The sequence below is a fragment of the Pseudomonas sp. WAC2 genome, assembly GCF_030403525.1.
In the GTDB taxonomy this organism is placed as follows: Bacteria; Pseudomonadota; Gammaproteobacteria; order Pseudomonadales; family Pseudomonadaceae; genus Chryseomonas; species Chryseomonas luteola.
The window spans coordinates 425,921-442,425 of record NZ_JAUEPD010000005.1 but is presented as its reverse complement, the minus strand read 5'-3'; the positions used below and the strand labels follow the sequence as shown (position 1 = coordinate 442,425).

14 protein-coding genes are annotated in these 16,505 nt (G+C 55.4%); 10 read left to right on the top strand and 4 right to left on the bottom strand.

Features of this window, described 5'->3' with window-relative positions; translation table 11 throughout:
- Nucleotide 1: 1 nt before the first annotated feature.
- Together QWJ10_RS13760 and QWJ10_RS13755 are read right to left on the bottom strand one after the other, a co-directional pair.
- Nucleotides 2–361: a DUF4810 domain-containing protein gene (locus QWJ10_RS13760; RefSeq protein WP_289927160.1), complete on the bottom strand. Its 360-nt coding sequence runs from the start codon at nt 359–361 to the stop codon at nt 2–4.
- Between the two features lie 23 nt (nt 362–384).
- Complete coding sequence (locus QWJ10_RS13755; protein WP_289927159.1) at nt 385–1,056, bottom strand: CsgG/HfaB family protein; 672 nt, start codon at nt 1,054–1,056, stop codon at nt 385–387.
- 719 nt (nt 1,057–1,775) lie between these two features.
- Between QWJ10_RS13755 and QWJ10_RS13750 the strand changes: the two genes are divergently transcribed.
- Together QWJ10_RS13750 and QWJ10_RS13745 are read left to right on the top strand one after the other, a co-directional pair.
- Entirely contained in the window at nt 1,776–2,663 is an 888-nt protein-coding gene (locus QWJ10_RS13750) for a manganese catalase family protein (protein WP_125889437.1), read from the top strand.
- 197 nt (nt 2,664–2,860) lie between these two features.
- Nucleotides 2,861–3,394 carry an ankyrin repeat domain-containing protein gene (locus QWJ10_RS13745; protein ID WP_019366403.1) on the top strand — a complete coding sequence of 178 codons (534 nt, stop codon included), beginning with the start codon at nt 2,861–2,863 and terminating at the stop codon, nt 3,392–3,394.
- Between the two features lie 53 nt (nt 3,395–3,447).
- Here the strand turns inward: QWJ10_RS13745 and rtcA are convergent, their stop codons facing one another.
- On the bottom strand, nt 3,448–4,467 hold the full coding sequence (gene rtcA, locus QWJ10_RS13740) for an RNA 3'-terminal phosphate cyclase (protein WP_289927156.1): 1,020 nt from the start codon (nt 4,465–4,467) through the stop codon (nt 3,448–3,450).
- Between the two features lie 58 nt (nt 4,468–4,525).
- Nucleotides 4,526–5,746 (bottom strand): RtcB family protein, encoded by a 1,221-nt coding sequence (locus tag QWJ10_RS13735; RefSeq protein ID WP_289927154.1) that lies wholly within the window; start codon nt 5,744–5,746, stop codon nt 4,526–4,528.
- A 471-nt stretch (nt 5,747–6,217) separates the two neighbouring features.
- Here QWJ10_RS13735 and QWJ10_RS13730 point away from each other — a divergent pair, with 471 nt between their 5' ends.
- The 8 genes from QWJ10_RS13730 to QWJ10_RS13695 all read left to right on the top strand — a co-directional run bounded on the left by QWJ10_RS13730 (nt 6,218) and on the right by QWJ10_RS13695 (nt 16,400).
- Nucleotides 6,218–7,363: a pectate lyase gene (locus QWJ10_RS13730; protein WP_289927151.1), complete on the top strand. Its 1,146-nt coding sequence runs from the start codon at nt 6,218–6,220 to the stop codon at nt 7,361–7,363.
- A 172-nt stretch (nt 7,364–7,535) separates the two neighbouring features.
- Nucleotides 7,536–8,675, top strand: coding sequence for a pectate lyase (locus QWJ10_RS13725; protein ID WP_289927149.1), 1,140 nt, complete (start codon nt 7,536–7,538; stop codon nt 8,673–8,675).
- A 260-nt stretch (nt 8,676–8,935) separates the two neighbouring features.
- A complete protein-coding gene (locus QWJ10_RS13720) occupies nt 8,936–10,078 on the top strand; it encodes a pectate lyase (protein ID WP_289927146.1) in 1,143 nt (380 codons plus the stop codon).
- 452 nt (nt 10,079–10,530) lie between these two features.
- On the top strand, nt 10,531–11,988 hold the full coding sequence (locus tag QWJ10_RS13715; protein WP_019366397.1) for an alginate export family protein: 1,458 nt from the start codon (nt 10,531–10,533) through the stop codon (nt 11,986–11,988).
- Between the two features lie 28 nt (nt 11,989–12,016).
- Nucleotides 12,017–13,264, top strand: coding sequence for a 3-(3-hydroxy-phenyl)propionate transporter MhpT (mhpT, locus tag QWJ10_RS13710; RefSeq protein WP_010795915.1), 1,248 nt, complete (start codon nt 12,017–12,019; stop codon nt 13,262–13,264).
- 9 nt (nt 13,265–13,273) lie between these two features.
- A complete protein-coding gene (locus tag QWJ10_RS13705; RefSeq protein ID WP_289927142.1) occupies nt 13,274–13,837 on the top strand; it encodes a DUF3237 domain-containing protein in 564 nt (187 codons plus the stop codon).
- Between the two features lie 172 nt (nt 13,838–14,009).
- Entirely contained in the window at nt 14,010–14,840 is an 831-nt protein-coding gene (locus tag QWJ10_RS13700; RefSeq protein WP_010795913.1) for a p-hydroxycinnamoyl CoA hydratase/lyase, read from the top strand.
- 108 nt (nt 14,841–14,948) lie between these two features.
- On the top strand, nt 14,949–16,400 hold the full coding sequence (locus tag QWJ10_RS13695; protein ID WP_289927140.1) for an aldehyde dehydrogenase: 1,452 nt from the start codon (nt 14,949–14,951) through the stop codon (nt 16,398–16,400).
- The last annotated feature ends 105 nt before the right edge of the window (nt 16,401–16,505 follow it).

Sequence of the window (16,505 nt, the reverse complement as noted above, 5' to 3'; positions counted from 1 at the left end):
CCTACTTCTTGAAGTTGCGCATCAGGAAGTCCATGTACGCAGTGGACTCTGGAAACAAGGTCTTTTCAGTTTCAAATTGCTGGCGGACCTGATCCATTTTGCCTACTTCGGCGTAGAGCATGCCTAGCTGTGCGTGATAACCAGGCGCAGGCGTTAGGCCTCTGGAGCGGGCTTGTTGCAAACCGGCCTCCATCGCGATGATTTGCTGTTCAGGGCCGGTTTCTTTGGTGAAGTGCTGATACACCTGATCCTGATAGCCAGGCCAGTAATAAAGCGATTTGGGCTGTTCAGCGCAGCCGCTCAACAGCGCGATCAAGGTAAGCGACAACAGTGCAGCGCAGGGCTGTAAAACGCTTTTCATATCCATTCCTTAGAACGTAAAGCTTATTGCACGGGCTTCCAGGCACCGCTATCAATCCCTTCAACCAGGCGGTTGACTGCTTCGCGAATGGCCAGGTCCAGTACCTTGCCGTTCAGCGTCGAGTCGTAACTGGCTGTCCCGCCAAAGCCAACCACTTCCCGGTTGGACAGGCTGTACTCACCGGCACCCTGGATTGAGTAAACCACTTCGGACGTACGAACATTGACGATATTGAGGTTGACCTTGGCATAGGCAATTTGTGATTTGGCGCGACCAAGAATGCCAAAGAGCTGTTGGTCGCCTACTTCCTTGCGGCCAAATTCTGTTACGTCGCCGGTAACTACATAATCAGCACCACGCAGCTGCTGGCCCTTTTTCGAGAGGGCACTTTCCTGCGCTATTTCACTCATGTTGTTACGGTCCAGTACATTGAACCGGTTGGACTGCTGAAGGTGGGTCACCAGAATGGTTTTAGCTTGACCGCCGAGACGATCGACACCATCTGAAAACAAGCCCCGCATATAGCTTGAGCGGTTGTCGAATTTACCTACGGAAACAGGCTGGCGTATGCCTTGGTAGACACTTTGAGCGGAGGTCACCTTGGCAACTTCCAGGGTTCGGGATTCTTCGGTTGCGCAGCCAGACATTAGAGCCGACAAGCTAATGGCGCTTGCAATCAAAACCTTCTTTTTCATGTACTTCTCTTTACTGAAGTTGAGGCTATTACCGTCACTCCGTCTGTGTGTAGTAATAACCGTAGGCGAGCAGATCACACTGCTCTAGCGTTTGCCGTATGCAACGAAGAAAGAGGGGTAGGGATGTATTCGCTGGAATTGCCCAGGGATAAGCGGCAATCGAGAATCAAAAAACCTGACCAATCCTTGGCTGATTAGCATCCTGCTAGAGAAGGGAATCTGTGAAGTCTATCAACCTTCTTAAATCATATTAGGTTGTGCTTCGACGAATGGAGCAGATGACGTCATAGACGGAGCAGCAATAGGAGAAGCCGTGAAAGATTTGTCTCAATCAGTGACTGATAGGTCTGTTTTCGAACGAGTGAGTCACAAGGTAGGGAAAGATTTTTAGCCGACCAGCGGCAGAGAGAACTAAAGGATGAAAAGCGCCATTTAAAGCCTGCTTGTAATGACACGGAAACGCCTTGCAGGCTCCGAAAATACTGGCCTAAAGCCGCTTCGCTGCGTTTGCTCAATAAGACTTTCTAATTAGCTTGATAGATAAAAGCATTCAGGCTAATGGTCGCCTGCTCTGAACTATCTGGAGCCAAACTGCCTCCACTTCTACAGAGCCTGTACATGACGTCGTTAAGCAGGCTCCTACACCATTGGTGTCATCAAAACCAAAAGGGAAGTAGTGGGATAAGGACAGCGTGATTAAATCTGGATAGGAGAGCTGTATGTTCGTTCATAACAAACGACTTCAGTATACCGTTCGTGTAGCTGGTCCCAACCCGGGCCTGGCCAATCTAATGCTTGAGCAGTTTGGCGGTCCTCAAGGCGAACTCGCGGCTGCGATGCGCTATTTCACCCAGGGTCTGGCCGAAGACGATGCAGGTCGTAAAGATATGCTGATGGATATCGCGACCGAAGAGCTTAGCCACCTGGAAATCATTGGCTCCATCGTCGGTATGTTGAACAAGGGCAACAAAGGCCAGCTGGCCGAAGGCATCGAAGAAGAAGCCGAGTTGTACCGTAGCATTACCGGAGCGGGTAACGATTCTCACATTACATCGGTTCTGTACGGTGGTGGCGCACCGCTCACCAACTCTGCAGGTGTACCGTGGACAGCAGCTTATATCGATACCATCACTGAGCCGACTGCTGACCTGCGCTCCAACATCGCCGCCGAAGCGCGTGCGAAGATTGTGTATGAGCGCCTGATCAACCTCACCGACGACGTAGGCGTGAAAGATGCCTTACAGTTCCTGATGACGCGCGAAATCGCTCACCAGAAGTCCTTCGAGAAAGCTCTGCACTCCATGCAGCCGAACTTCCCGCAGGGCAAGCTGCCAGGCAAGCCGGAATTTGCCAGCGTGTACTTCAGCATGTCCCAGGGCGAAGGCGATATGCGTGGTCCCTGGAACCAGGGTGGCGAGTGGGAATACGTAGAAAGCCCGCAACCTGCTGTTGATGGCGGTGATGGTCTGGCTACTGTCAATCTGCCTGCCAAAGACATGAAAGTGGTCGAGCAGATGGTCAAGCGCACAGCGTCCGATCCGGCCAGCAACCCTCTGACTGGGGCTGATCTGGGCTCTGGCATGGCTACGCAGAAGAAAGAAGTCTGACGCTTTTCTGCTAGATGATTACCCGTGCATGGCTTGGCTGTGGTCTGACACCACACCCTGCCATGCAGGGTTCTTATGTAAACCTTGCGTGAGCCGATAGATACGTTCTTCACCCCGGCACTCATCAGGACGAATTAAAATGGCGGAACGCAGTCGCAATAAACGGCACTGTTATTACCGCATATCAAGGAAGCGAGATGACTGAAGAAAACCGCGACGCACAACTTTCTGAAGACCAGGCGATTGAGTTCGCCCATCAAGTACTCGATTTGGCGCGCAGTGGCGATGCAGTCACATTAGGCAAGCTGCTGGACAAGGGGCTGCCCCCCAACTTACGCACCAGCAAAGGTGACACACTGCTAATGCTGGCCAGCTACCATGGACAGCTCGATGCGGTACGTACATTGCTCGATCATGGCGCTGACCCGAATATCTGCAACGATAACGGCCAGAGTCCTATTGCGGGTGCAGCCTTCAAGGGCAATCTGCCAATGGTAAAGCTGTTGGTTGAGCAGGGTGCCGATGTGGAAGGCGTGTCCCCGGATGGCAAGACCGCACTGATGATGGCTGCGATGTTCAATCGGGCCGAAATCGCTGAATACTTGATCGAAAAAGGCGCCAATATTCACGCCCAGGATGCTAACGGCGTAACGCCTCTTGCAGCTGCACAACGTATGGGCGCACCTGAAACGGTCGCGTTGCTGGAACGAATTCAAGAGCTGCAAAAGTAGGCAGCCTGTTTATACAAAAGGCGCCTGTCAGGCGCCTTTTTTTGGTTTCGGGCCTAGTGTGACTCTAACCGTACCTCATAGCAGTCACCGCTCAAGGGTTCGATCACGATGCGGACCGGGCAGAACCGCTGGATGACCTCGGCATTACTACGCAAATGCTCAGACGCATATAGACACGTAAAACGACCACTGCCTGCCAACAACAGGGGGAGCAAGAGCTGGTCCGCCAGATGTTCGCCTACGGCAGCGCCGCTGCGCTCGAAGGCAAGCAGTTCATCAATGGCAAGATTGGCGACTTGTTCTGCCCTGACGCGGCTTTGCCCGAACGCAGCGAACACCTCGGTAACCGCCTCGTACTGTTGTTCGATTAGCACTACATTTCCAGGCCCCTGCGCCTTCTGTAGCTGAACGGTATGCAGGTTGTCCTGAGACCAGCCCAAACGTTGTGTTACTTGCTTCAGCTCGCGCGTGCCTATCGACTCGGGCAGGCCTGCCAGAAGCGCTTGCGCCTGCTGGCTGACCAATTGACCACGGTCTTCCAATATCAGCGGACTCAACCTGCTGGGTTGGATCACTACCGTCATCTCACCTCCACCCGCAGGAGCAAAGCCATGACGGATGAGGTCCAGCTCTATATGGGCGCCCATCCGTTTCAGTAACGGTAGCCATGCTTTTTGCAGGAAGTCGACTGGTGGTGCAGCAGGATTGTGCGTTCCGCCTTTCAGTCTCAGGCGACTAGGGGCAGGTGCCCTGAGCAGGGCGGGCAACACGGTTTGCAAGACAAGTACACAGCTGCCCGCCGTACTGATGGCAAATTCATAATTACCACCCTTGATTGCGCCGGGTTGAAAACGCAGGCTCAGCGAGCCCAGCTCCGCACCCTCAAGCGTCGCATCGCATATTGCGGCGGCCGCTTGCACGGCAGTCAGGTGCTGGCGAAGCAAGCCAGGACGGCTCCGCTTCGCACGAATATTGATGATACTGAACGGCTGTCCGGTGATCATGGACAGGCTCAAGGCGCTACGCAGGATCTGACCACCGCCGATCGACCCGTCTAATTGTAGTTCTTCCATGGTTAAAACCTTCTTTATCATGCAGTTCAGTCTGCTTTCATTCGTCCAGTGAGGCTGATCAGCCTTTGACGCATACCACCTGACGCAGGGTATGCACCACTTCCACCAAGCTGCGCTGGGCTTCCATTACACGGTCGATGTCTTTATAGGCCATCGGGATCTCATCGATGACGTTGGCATCCTTTCGGCATTCCACATGTGCGGTGGCGCGTACCTGGTCCTCGACCGTAAACAGGTTCTTGGCCTTGGTCCGGCTCATGGTTCGTCCGGCGCCATGGCTGCAGGAACAGAATGACTCCTCGTTGCCCAGGCCGCGAACGATAAAGCTCTTGGCACCCATGGAGCCGGGAATGATGCCCAATTCGTCCTTTTTGGCTGATACCGCCCCTTTGCGGGTAATCAGTACCTCCTGACCGAAATGCTGTTCTTTCTGCACGTAGTTATGGTGGCAGTTGACCGCTTCCAGGTTTGCCTCAAACGGCTTGGTGATGACCTTTCGGGCCGCATCGATCACTGCGTGCATCATCAGGGCGCGGTTCTGTTTGGCAAAGTCCTGCGCCCAGGCGACAGCCTCGACATAATCGTTGTAGTGCTTGCTGCCCTCCTCAAAGTACGCCAAGTCTTTATCGGGGAGATTGGCAATGTGCTGTTGCATGTCTTTTTTTGCCAGCTCGATGAACAGATTGCCAATGGCGTTGCCAACACCACGCGAGCCGCTATGCAGCATGAACCAGACCCGCTGGGCTTCGTCCAGGCAGACCTCGATAAAATGGTTCCCGGTACCTAGGGTGCCCAGGTGATTGCGGTTGTTGGTCTTTTCCAGTTTCGGGTATTTATCGGTAATGGCCTTGAAACGCTTGGCCAAGCTGGACCAGGCATGATCGGCCATATCAGGTACGTTCTGCCAGGCGCCCTGGTCGCGGCGGCCAAAAGTCTTGCCATGGGGGACGGCCTTTTCGATGGCGCTGCGTAGCGGTTGCAGGTTGTCGGGCAGGTCTGAAGCCATCAGGGACGTGCGCGCCGCGATCATTCCGCAGCCGATGTCGACGCCCACCGCCGCAGGGATGATGGCGCCCACAGTTGGGATAACGCTACCGATAGTGGAGCCTTTACCCAAGTGGACATCCGGCATTACTGCCAGATGTTTGAAGATGAACGGCATCTTGGCTGTATTCATCAGTTGCTGTTTGGCATCGCCTTCGACCGGGACGCCTTCGGTCCACATCTTGATAGGCTTGCCGTTGGCTACTTCAAGAAGCTGATAATTCTGCTTATCCATTTCTACGCTACTCCATGGGTTGTCTGTGAGATGCAGGCAAACACGCTGCAACCTTCATATCCCTGGATATAGCAGAGGGCGTGCCATTGTTTTAAAAACGCTGTCTTTAACTTTAAGTTATTGAAATTTAAGATTTTTAGTGAAATTTTTTTGAGAGGGGACTGCTTGGTCTCTTCTGATTTGCGATATTTTTATCTATCACTCTATAAATTTATATAGCCACGGCTTCCCTCTACCTTACGTCTCATGATTTAGTCATCCTGCATCTTGAGATGACGCCTCTGTTCGTTCATCAGCCGACCAGCTGTCGATAAAACTTATCTTGGGCAGTTGCTTTACAAGAAATTAAGATGGACTATTGTGGTATGACGACATACAGCATATGGCTATCGTCTAGAGTCACATTTAAGGTTTTATTGCGTAATTCTGTTGTAAGCGGCAATTCCATACTAATAAAAACAGGAAACTGGTATGACAACTAAGTCTATTCTGCAGGCTAGATCTACATGGGTGACAGGCGTGTTGTTGCTGGCAGTCAGCACGAGCAGTCTGGCAGCCCATATGCGCGAAGTGGCGACGTCCGGCTGGGCAACCCAGAACGGCGGTACACGCGGAGGCTCTGCCGCCATGGGAACCGATATCTATACTGTACGTTCTGCCACTGAGCTCAAACAGGCGCTAAGTGCAAACGCTGCAAGCAGTGGGCGCATCATCAAGATTGTCGGAACGATCGATATCAGTGACGGGAAACCCTTTACCAGTACGAGCGACATGGCCGAACGCGGCCTGCTGAATGTTCCGGGTAATACGACCATTATTGGTTTGGGCAAGCAGGCCGGTATTGTAGATGGGTTCTTCATGATCAAGCAGAACAACGTGATCATGCGTAATCTCACAATCGAAAATGCCTGGGACCCTTCGCCTACCTGGGATCCGGATGACGGTGATCTGGGTAACTGGAATTCGGAATTCGATGGCGTCACGATCAGCGGTGCCAGTAACGTCTGGCTCGATCACCTGACCTTTACGGACGGCGGGCGCCTGGACGATCCGAATGAGATCGGCAATGGTGTTCATATCCAACACCACGACGGCGCTCTTGATGTAGTGTTGGGTGCGAACTACGTCACTGTATCCAATACCGTATTCAAACTGCACGACAAGAACATCCTGATCGGTAACAGCGATAACCGCGCGGATACAGATAGCGGCAAGCTGAAAGTCACTATCCATAATTCCGTTTTTCAGGATGTAGGCCAGCGCGCACCACGGGTACGGTTCGGGCAGGTGCATCTGTACAACAACCTTCATCTTGGTAGCACCAAGGACGCTGTTTATCCCTTTGTTTACGCCCACGGAGTAGGTAAGTCCTCCGCCATTCTCTCGGAAGCTAATGTCTTCGCGATTTCCGGTATCAGCGGGTGTGAACAGGTAACGGCCAATTGGGGTGGCACGGTTTACAAGGATGTCGGTTCGCTTATCAATGGTCGGAAAATGACCTGCTCGTGGGATCCGAATATCGGTTGGGCTCCGCCGTATCGATACACCAAATTACCAGCTTCACTCGTACCGCTTGCCGTACCCGTGAGAGCCGGCGCAGGCAGGATCAACTTCTAGCGAGCCAGCGTTCGTCTCGGTTGGCTTTAAACATTCCTTTTTGAAGCATTAAATGCCTGAGCGTTATGGCTCAGGGTGCTTTCTCGAAGATGTCTTTGTTCAGTCTAATAGCAATATGCCGGTATTTAGATTTATAGATGAGTAGCAGTGAACCCAACGTAGGAAAAACAAGATGAAGATGAAGTGTGGGCAACTCAAGGTACTAACGTTGAGCGCGGGTCTGTTGATGTCTGTCATGACCTCAAGCAGCTTTGCCGCTGACGTACTGGAAGCCGCCAGTACCGGCTGGGCTACGCAGAATGGCGGTACGAAAGGCGGCGCGGCGGCGGCGTCGGTCAATGTCTACACCGTACGCAATGCAACAGAGCTCAAGAATGCACTGAAAGCCTCCGCCAGTAGCCGTATCATCAAGGTCTCCGGCAAGATTGATATCAGTGACGGCAAGGCCTACACCACGACCAGCGACATGAAAAGCCGCGCACAACTGAACGTACCGGCTAATACGACCATTGTGGGCCTGGGCTCTACTGCGCAGATCGTTAACGGGTTTTTCATGATCAAGGAGAACAACGTGATCATGCGCAACCTGACTATCGAGAACCCATGGGACCCAGTGCCGGTCTGGGATCCGGATGATGGTAGTCTGGGTAACTGGAACTCGGAGTTCGATGGCGTCACCATCGAAGGGGCCAGTAATGTCTGGATTGATCATCTGACCTTTACTGATGGCAGCCGTCCGGATGATCCAAACGAGATCAAGAACGGGCGGCATGTACAGCATCACGACGGTGCGCTGGACGTGAAGAAGGGCGCGAACTACGTGACCATCTCCCATACCATCTTCAAGCTGCACGACAAGAATATCCTGATTGGCTCCAGTGATAGCGCAAGCTCGACGGACAGCGGAAAGCTCAAAGTCACTATTCATAACTCGATCTTCGAAAACGTTTCTCAGCGTGCCCCACGTGTACGTTTCGGGCAGGTACATCTGTACAACAACCTGCATGCCGGCAATACGAAGGATCCCGTCTACCCGTTCTACTCGGCCCATGGTGTCGGCAAGTCTTCAGCGATTCTGTCCGAGGCCAATGCATTCAACATCAGTGGTATCAGCAGCTGCGACAAGGTCACTGCGCAGAACGGCGGCTCTGTCTACAAGGACGTTGGTTCATTGATCAACGGCGCCACGATGACCTGCTCCTGGGACACCAATATTGGTTGGACGCCCCCTTACAAGTACACCAAGATGGCCGCTTCGCTGGTAGCTTCCAGCGTTCAGTCTTCTGCTGGCGCAGGCAAAATCAGTTTCTGATTGACTGCTGACGATTCTGGCCCCTCTGGTGCTTTTGCTAGAGGGGTTTCTTGTCTACCACACAGGCCGTTGTGCGTCGTTTATCGGCCTGCATGTCATGGAACCTCGACGCGTCGACAGACGAAAGCAGAGACGCTACTCATTTTGGTTGAGAGCTATCTTTAGAAATCTAAAAATTCCAATATGACATTATTGCAGTGAAACTCATTTGCGTTGAGCCTGCGTGCGCGTTACAGACACTAAACAGTAAGGACGTGTACATGACCATAAAATCAGGCTCGCTCAAGAAGCCGGCTTTACTGGGCGCAGGCGTGGTGCTGTTGACCGCGGCCGCCAGCACCTTTGCAGCGGATATGCGTGAGGCGGCCAGTACAGGCTGGGCTACGCAAAACGGGGGAACCAAGGGTGGCGCAGCTGCAGCCTCCGCCAATATCTATACCGTACGCACCGCCAATGACCTGAAGAACGCGTTGAAGGCCTCGGCCGGCAGCCGCATCATCAAGGTCTCCGGCAAGATCGATATCAGTGAAGGCAAGGCCTATACCAGTACCAGCGAGATGAAAAAGCGTGCTGAGTTGGTTGTGCCTGGTAACACCACGATTGTGGGCCTGGGCTCTACTGCGCAGATCGTCAACGGGTTTTTCATGATCAAGGAGAACAACGTGATCATGCGCAACCTGACCATCGAAAATCCGTGGGACCCCACGCCGGTTTTCGATCCGGATGATGGCGATGCCGGTAACTGGAACTCCGAGTACGACGGCGTCACGGTGCAGGGCGCGAGTAACGTCTGGATCGACCATATGACGTTTACCGACGGTAGCCGCCCTGATGATCCGAGCGAGATCAAGAAGGGTCGCCATGTGCAGCATCATGACGGGGCGCTGGACGTGAAGAAGGGCGCCAACTACGTCACCATCTCCAACACCGTGTTCAAGCTGCACGACAAGAACATCCTGATCGGCTCCAGCGACAGTGCCAGCTCGACCGACAAGGGCAAGTTGAAGGTCACTATCCATAACTCGGTTTTCGAGAACGTTACGCAGCGTGCGCCGCGTGTACGGTTTGGTCAGGTACACCTGTACAACAACCTGCACACAGGTAATACAAAGGACGCGGTCTATCCGTTCTACTCCGCCCATGGAGTAGGCAAGTCTTCAGCGATTCTGTCCGAGGCCAATGCCTTCAACATCAGCGGCATTAGCAGTTGTGACAAGATCACCGCCAAGAATGGCGGCTCTGTCTACAAGGACGCCGGCTCGCTGATCAATGGCGTTTCCATGAAATGCTCATGGGATTCCAATATCGGTTGGACGCCTCCTTACAAGTACACCAAGATGGCGGCTTCCCTCGTGGCCTCCAAGGTGCCTTCCGAGGCTGGTGCAGGCAAGATAAGTTTCTGACCGTCTGACCGCCATCTGCCTTTAAGGGGGTGGCGGTTTTCTGCCTATCTTCTCGCCTTTTCTATCCCTTCCTGTCTGGCATGCTGCTTTGCGCGCGATACATCCATTTGCATGCTTAGCCATCTAAATAGTTAATAATTATAACGTTCGATAATCGATCGTTAAGACCGTTAATGTCTTGACGGTAGGCAGGCTGACGTCAAGTATCCAGAAGGCAAGCACATAGAGATGAAGCCAACGGCATTCATCCAAAAGTTAATAATAAAAACAATATGGGGCTAGTCTATGTTCATTCGTACCGATTCACCCGCTTACCCTGCGTTATTCACCTTCCGTATTCATACCGTTTTTCGGCTACCTCGGCACGTTAACGACGTGTCGCTGCTCTCCGGCTGACCAAGACCTTTCGTTTCCCAGCACTGATCCACAACAACAATAAACAGGTATCGGTCATGTCCTTATCGCTTTCCTGGCGTGCCGGCGCGCTGGCGCCCTCATGCCTTGCTGTTGCGTTATCCGGAGTTTCCCTGGCGGTTCAGGCTGCCCCTTCAGTGGTACTGGAACAGTCGCGTCCTGCGCCGCTCGATAATGCTCTGGAAAAAGCACGTCCTCTTCCACCCGGGCCGCCTCGCTGGGCGGAGGACTATCGGTTTCTGGACGATGCGTCCAAGCGGAGCGACTTTTTTGATCCGCTCCGTTATCAGCGGCTGTCCGATTCGGCCTGGGTCCAGTTTGGTGCGGAAGCGCGCTACCGGGCGGATACCATCAATAACCCCGTCTTTGGGCTGCGTGGTGTGAACAAGGATTCCTACATTCAGCAACGGCTTCAGGTCCATGGTGATCTGCATCTCTTGGATGACCAAGTCCGTGCGTTCGTCCAGCTGGAAAACACCCGGGCCTGGAACAAGGCGCTTTACGGGCCGTATGACCAGAGCAGGACGGAGCTGCATCAGGCCTTTATCGACATCAATACCAATACCCTGGGCGGGCGGCTGATGACGCGGGTAGGGCGCCAAGAGCTGGGTTACGGCAACCAGGCGTTTGTTACCTACCGTGATGCACGCAATATCCGGCTCAATTTCGATGGGGTACGCCTGAGCTATTCCCGTCCCGGCGGCTACAAGCTCGATGCCTTTGGCTTGCGTCCCGTCGAGACAGGCGAAGACAGCTTTGATGATGGCTCCAACAATAACGTCAAGTTTTATGGTTTGTACGGCACGCTACCGCTGACAGCCATCCTGAAAATGGATGTATACGGATTTGGCCTGGAAACCAACGAGCGCACCCTGGATGGGCTGACCGGAAGCGAAAAGCGCTACACCGGAGGCGTGCGGCTGTTTGGCAAGCAGGCCGGTTGGGACTGGTCGTGGGATCTGGCCTACCAGGGTGGTCATCTGGAAGAGGCGAGTATTCGTGCCTGGGGTATCAGCAGCGAGACGGGGTATACCTTCAGGCAGCCCTGGAAGCCGCGACTGGCGGTGCGTTTTGATGCAGCCAGCGGTGATGACCGCTTTGGCGATGACAAGGTTGGTACGTTCGATCCGCTGTTTCCCAAGAATGGTTTTTATGGGGATTCGGGGCTGACCACCCTTTCGAACATGTATCTGATCGGCCCGCTGCTGACATTCGCCCCACGCGAGTATCTGCAGCTGGAAGCCGGTGCCTTTGCCGTCTGGCGTGAAAGCACCCGCGATGGCGTTTATCTGCCGGGCATGTCCTATGTACCGGGAACGCCCAACAGCTCATCGCCCAAGACGGGCAACCTGTTTCGCAACAATCTGCGCTGGCTACCGACCGCCAACCTGACCGTGGACCTGGAATACAGCTATTTCCAGGCAGGTAAGGCCGTGCGGCAGGCCAATGGCTCGGATACCCACTTCGGCATGGTTTCAACAACGTTCCGTTTCTGATGCGCCTGACCCATGAGGAGGTTTCGCTATGACTACGCTCGGGATGGCTGATGCCCGTACACGCCTGACCATAGGATTGTGCTTTGTGGTGGCTCTGCTGGAGGGAATGGATCTGCAGGCCATGGGCATCGCAGCGCCCAGTATGGCTGCCGCGTTTGGCTTCAAGCCGGCGCAGATGGGGCTGGTCTTTAGTGCCAGCATTCTGGGCTTGCTACCGGGGGCCTTTTTAGGAGGTTGGTGCGCCGATCGGATCGGGCGCAAAAAGGTGCTGATTGCCTCGGTTGTGCTGTTTGGTCTCTTTTCGCTGGCCAGCGCTCATGTCTGGGATATGCAGAGCCTGTTGATCGCACGCTTCATGACCGGCATCGGGCTGGGTGGGGCGTTACCCAACCTGATTGCCCTGTCCTCCGAGTCGGCCGGCGAGCGTGCCCGCAATACAGCGGTAAGCCTGATGTATTGCGGTGTACCACTGGGTGGTGCGCTGGCGGCCATTGTTGGTCTGCTGGAGACCGGGCTGGGCTGGCGGACGGTATTTTATGTAGGAGGCTTTGCGCCGCTTCTGGTGGCGCCCCTGCTGGGCGTGTATCTGATGGAGTCATCGGCGTTCGTCAAAAGCCGGCAGGCGGCCCGGGCAACCGAGCAGTCCATTCGCACCTGGGATGGCCTCTTTCATCAGGTAAGGGCATCCACCACGCTGATGCTGTGGGTCAGCTACTTTTTTACCCTGACGGTGATGTACATGCTGCTCAACTGGCTGCCATCGCTGCTGGTCGGGCAGGGGTTCACCCGCAGCCAGGCCGTGACGGTGCAGATCCTGTTCAATATCGGCGGCGGTATCGGCTCGGTCCTGTTCGGTCTGCTGATGGACCGCTGGAAACCCCGAATCGTCGTGGTCGCCATCTACGCCGGTATCTTGGCCGGACTGGCGGGGCTTGGGCTTTCGAGCAGCTTTGCCGGGGTCATCATGGCGGGATTCCTGGCGGGCCTCTTTGTAGTGGGCGGCCAGTTGGTGCTGTATGCGCTGGCGCCTCTGGTGTATCCGGCGGCCGTACGAGCGACCGGGGTGGGCTCAGCCGTGGCTATTGGACGATTAGGCGCCATGGCCGGTCCGCTCCTGGCCGGTCAGGTACTGGCCATGGGCGGCGCGGCATCGACCTTGGTCATCGCAACAGCCCCCGGCGTGCTGATCGCTGCGGCGTCTGTGCTCTGCCTGCTCAACCGACAGGCCGCCAAGCCAGTCAGCACAGGTGTGCTGGCAGGTGAACCGGCTCATTAAGGAGAAACCATGATCAAGCCCCTATTTGCAGCCGTACTGTTAACGGCTGGAACATTGTTATCAGGCACTTCGCTGGCCGATGAGGTGCAAGAGAAACCAGCCTTTGATCCGCCGCCGTTACAGCTCGAGAAGCTGGCCCGATTCGAAGTCGATCTGACGGCGCCTGTCTGGGAGCTTGGCAAGACGAGCGAGCTGGGCAAGCGCCGAATCATCCCGATTACCGGTGGCCGCTTCGAGGGGCCATCGTTTAAGGGGGAAATTCTTAACAACGGAGCGGATTGGCAGGTCGTGACCGACGATGGGCTGGCCGTCATCGATACACGCTATCTGCTCAAGACCGATGACGGCGCGCTTGTTTACCTGCAAACCAAGGGGTACCGCTACGGTCCGCCAGAGGTGATGAAGGATGTGGCCGCCGGAAAGCCTGTCGATCCGAGCAAATACTTTTTCAAAGTCACGATGACATTTGAAACCAGCGCCGAGAAGTATGGCTGGCTCAATCGGGCCATCGGCGTTGGCAGTGCCATGCGCCTGGGCAAGGCTGTGGTGTATGACGCCTATCTTCTCAAGTGATTGATTGGATTAACTATTTGGATGACGCCTCAAAACATGCCTATAGGAGACCGGATCTTAGCGGCATAGGAGGGGCATAAATAATTATAAAAAGCTAAAAATAGTTAATTGACATAACTATTTTTCTGCCTTAGCTTGGACTCACAAGAAGCACAACAACAAGGGTTCCGCCATGAGTAATTACGAAGGTCGCTGGAAAACGGTAGAGGTGAAGGTCGAAGAGGGCATTGCCTGGGTGACCCTTAATCGTCCCGAAAAGCGCAACGCCATGAGCCCGACGCTGAACCGGGAAATGCGCGAGATTCTGGAAACGCTGGAACAGGATGCCGATGCCGGGGTAGTGGTACTGACCGGGGCCGGCGATGCCTGGACGGCAGGCATGGACCTCAAGGAGTACTTCCGCGAGGTGGATGCAGGCCCTGAGATTCTTCAGGAAAAAATCCGCCGTGAGGCCTCCGAATGGCAGTGGAAGCTGCTGCGAATGTACAGCAAGCCGACCATTGCCATGGTCAACGGCTGGTGTTTTGGCGGAGGCTTCAGTCCACTGGTGGCCTGTGATCTGGCCATTGCCGCCGATGAGGCCACGTTTGGTCTCTCCGAAGTCAACTGGGGTATTCCGCCTGGCAATCTGGTGAGCAAGGCGATGGCGGATACAGTCGGCCATCGTGAGTCGCTCTATTACATCATGACAGGGCGTACCTTCGATGGGGTCAAGGCTGCCCAGATGGGGCTGGTCAACAAGAGTGTCCCGCTGGCGCAGTTGCGCGAGGAAACCGTCACCCTGGCGCGTGAGCTGCTTGAAAAGAATCCGGTGGTGCTGCGGGCGGCCAAGATCGGCTTCAAGCGCTGCCGTGAACTCAACTGGGAGCAGAACGAAGACTACCTGTACGCCAAGCTTGACCAGGCTCGCCTGCGCGATCCCGAGCATGGCCGTGAAGAAGGCATGAAGCAGTTCCTCGATGAGAAAAGCATCAAGCCGGGTCTGCAAACCTACCGTCGTTAAAACGCCGGATACCCTTGCGCCTGTGTAGCTACTGAGCTGCCCAGGCGGGCGTTCGGACGTATGCTGTTATGTGCAGTTCCTGACAATTACAAAAACGAGGATCGCATCATGTACGAGGTTTCCCTGCTGATTGGTGGCCGTCATGTGCAGGCTTCCAATGGGCGTCAGTTCGAGCGTCGCAATCCGCTGACCGAGCAAGCCGTCACTCGCGCAGCCGCAGCCAGCCTTGAAGACGCTGATGCTGCTGTCGCGGCGGCCCAGGCAGCGTTCCCGGTCTGGGCGGCGCTGGGCCCTAATGAGCGCCGGACACGCTTGCTCAGGGCTGCTGAACTCATGGCCAGTCGCGCGGATCAGTTCGTGGCGGCTGGACAAGGCGAGACGGGCGCCATGCCCAACTGGTATGGCTTCAATGTCCATCTGGCCGCCGGCATCCTGCGTGAGGCGGCCTGCATGACAACCCAGATCACCGGACAGATCATCCCTTCCGATCTGCCTGGCTCGATGGCCATGGCGGTGCGCCAGCCCTGTGGCGTGGTCGTCGGCATCGCACCATGGAATGCGCCGGTCATCCTGGCGACCCGTGCGATCGCCATGCCGCTGGCCTGCGGCAATACCGTAGTGCTAAAAGCCTCCGAACTGTGCCCGGCCGTGCATGCCCTGATCGGTGATGTGCTTCATGAAGCCGGGCTGGGTGACGGAGTGATTAACGTTATCCACAACGCACCAGAGGATGCGCCGGCTATCGTCGAGCGACTGATTGCAAACCCGGCGGTACGCCGTGTCAATTTCACGGGCTCCACAAGAGTAGGCAAGATCATCGGGGAGCTGGCAGCGCGCCATCTCACCCCGGCGGTGCTGGAGCTGGGCGGCAAGGCGCCGCTTCTGGTGCTGGACGATGCGGACCTGGATGCTGCGGTAGAGGCTGCTGCCTTTGGTGCTTTCTTTAACCAAGGTCAAATCTGTATGTCGACCGAGCGGCTAATCGTGCACGAGTCCATTGCCGATACGTTCGTGAGCAAGCTGGCCGACAAGGCCAGAACGCTGCTTGCAGGCGACCCGCAGGCTAGTACCTCGGTCCTGGGGGCATTGATCGACCGGGCCCCGGCCGAGCGCCTGCAAACCCTGATGGATGACGCCCTGACCAAGGGCGCGCGTCTGGCGGCAGGCGGAGAGATCAATGGCTGCCTGATGCAGGCCACTGTGATCGATGGCGTAACGCCCGACATGAAGCTTTACCGCGAAGAGTCCTTTGGCCCGATGGTGTCAGTCATTCGGGTAAAGGATGACGAAGAGGCGCTGCACGTGGCCAACGACTCCGAGTATGGCCTGTCTGCCGCCGTGTTCAGCCGCGACGTGAACCGCGCTCTGGGGCTGGCTCAGCGGATCGAGTCCGGCATCTGCCATATCAATGGGCCGACAGTGCATGACGAAGCCCAGATGCCGTTCGGCGGTGTGAAAGGCAGCGGCTATGGCAGTTTTGGCTCGGCGGCTTCGGTCGAGCATTTTACCCAGCTGCGCTGGATTACGCTCCAGACAACGCCCCGACATTACCCCATCTGAACCCACACTATTCCTGGCAACAACAATGACAACACCGGCCTGAAACAGGCTGGCCATGCATGGGGCCTGGTGCGCGAATTCAGTCGTGCTCGGCCCCTGCGTGCC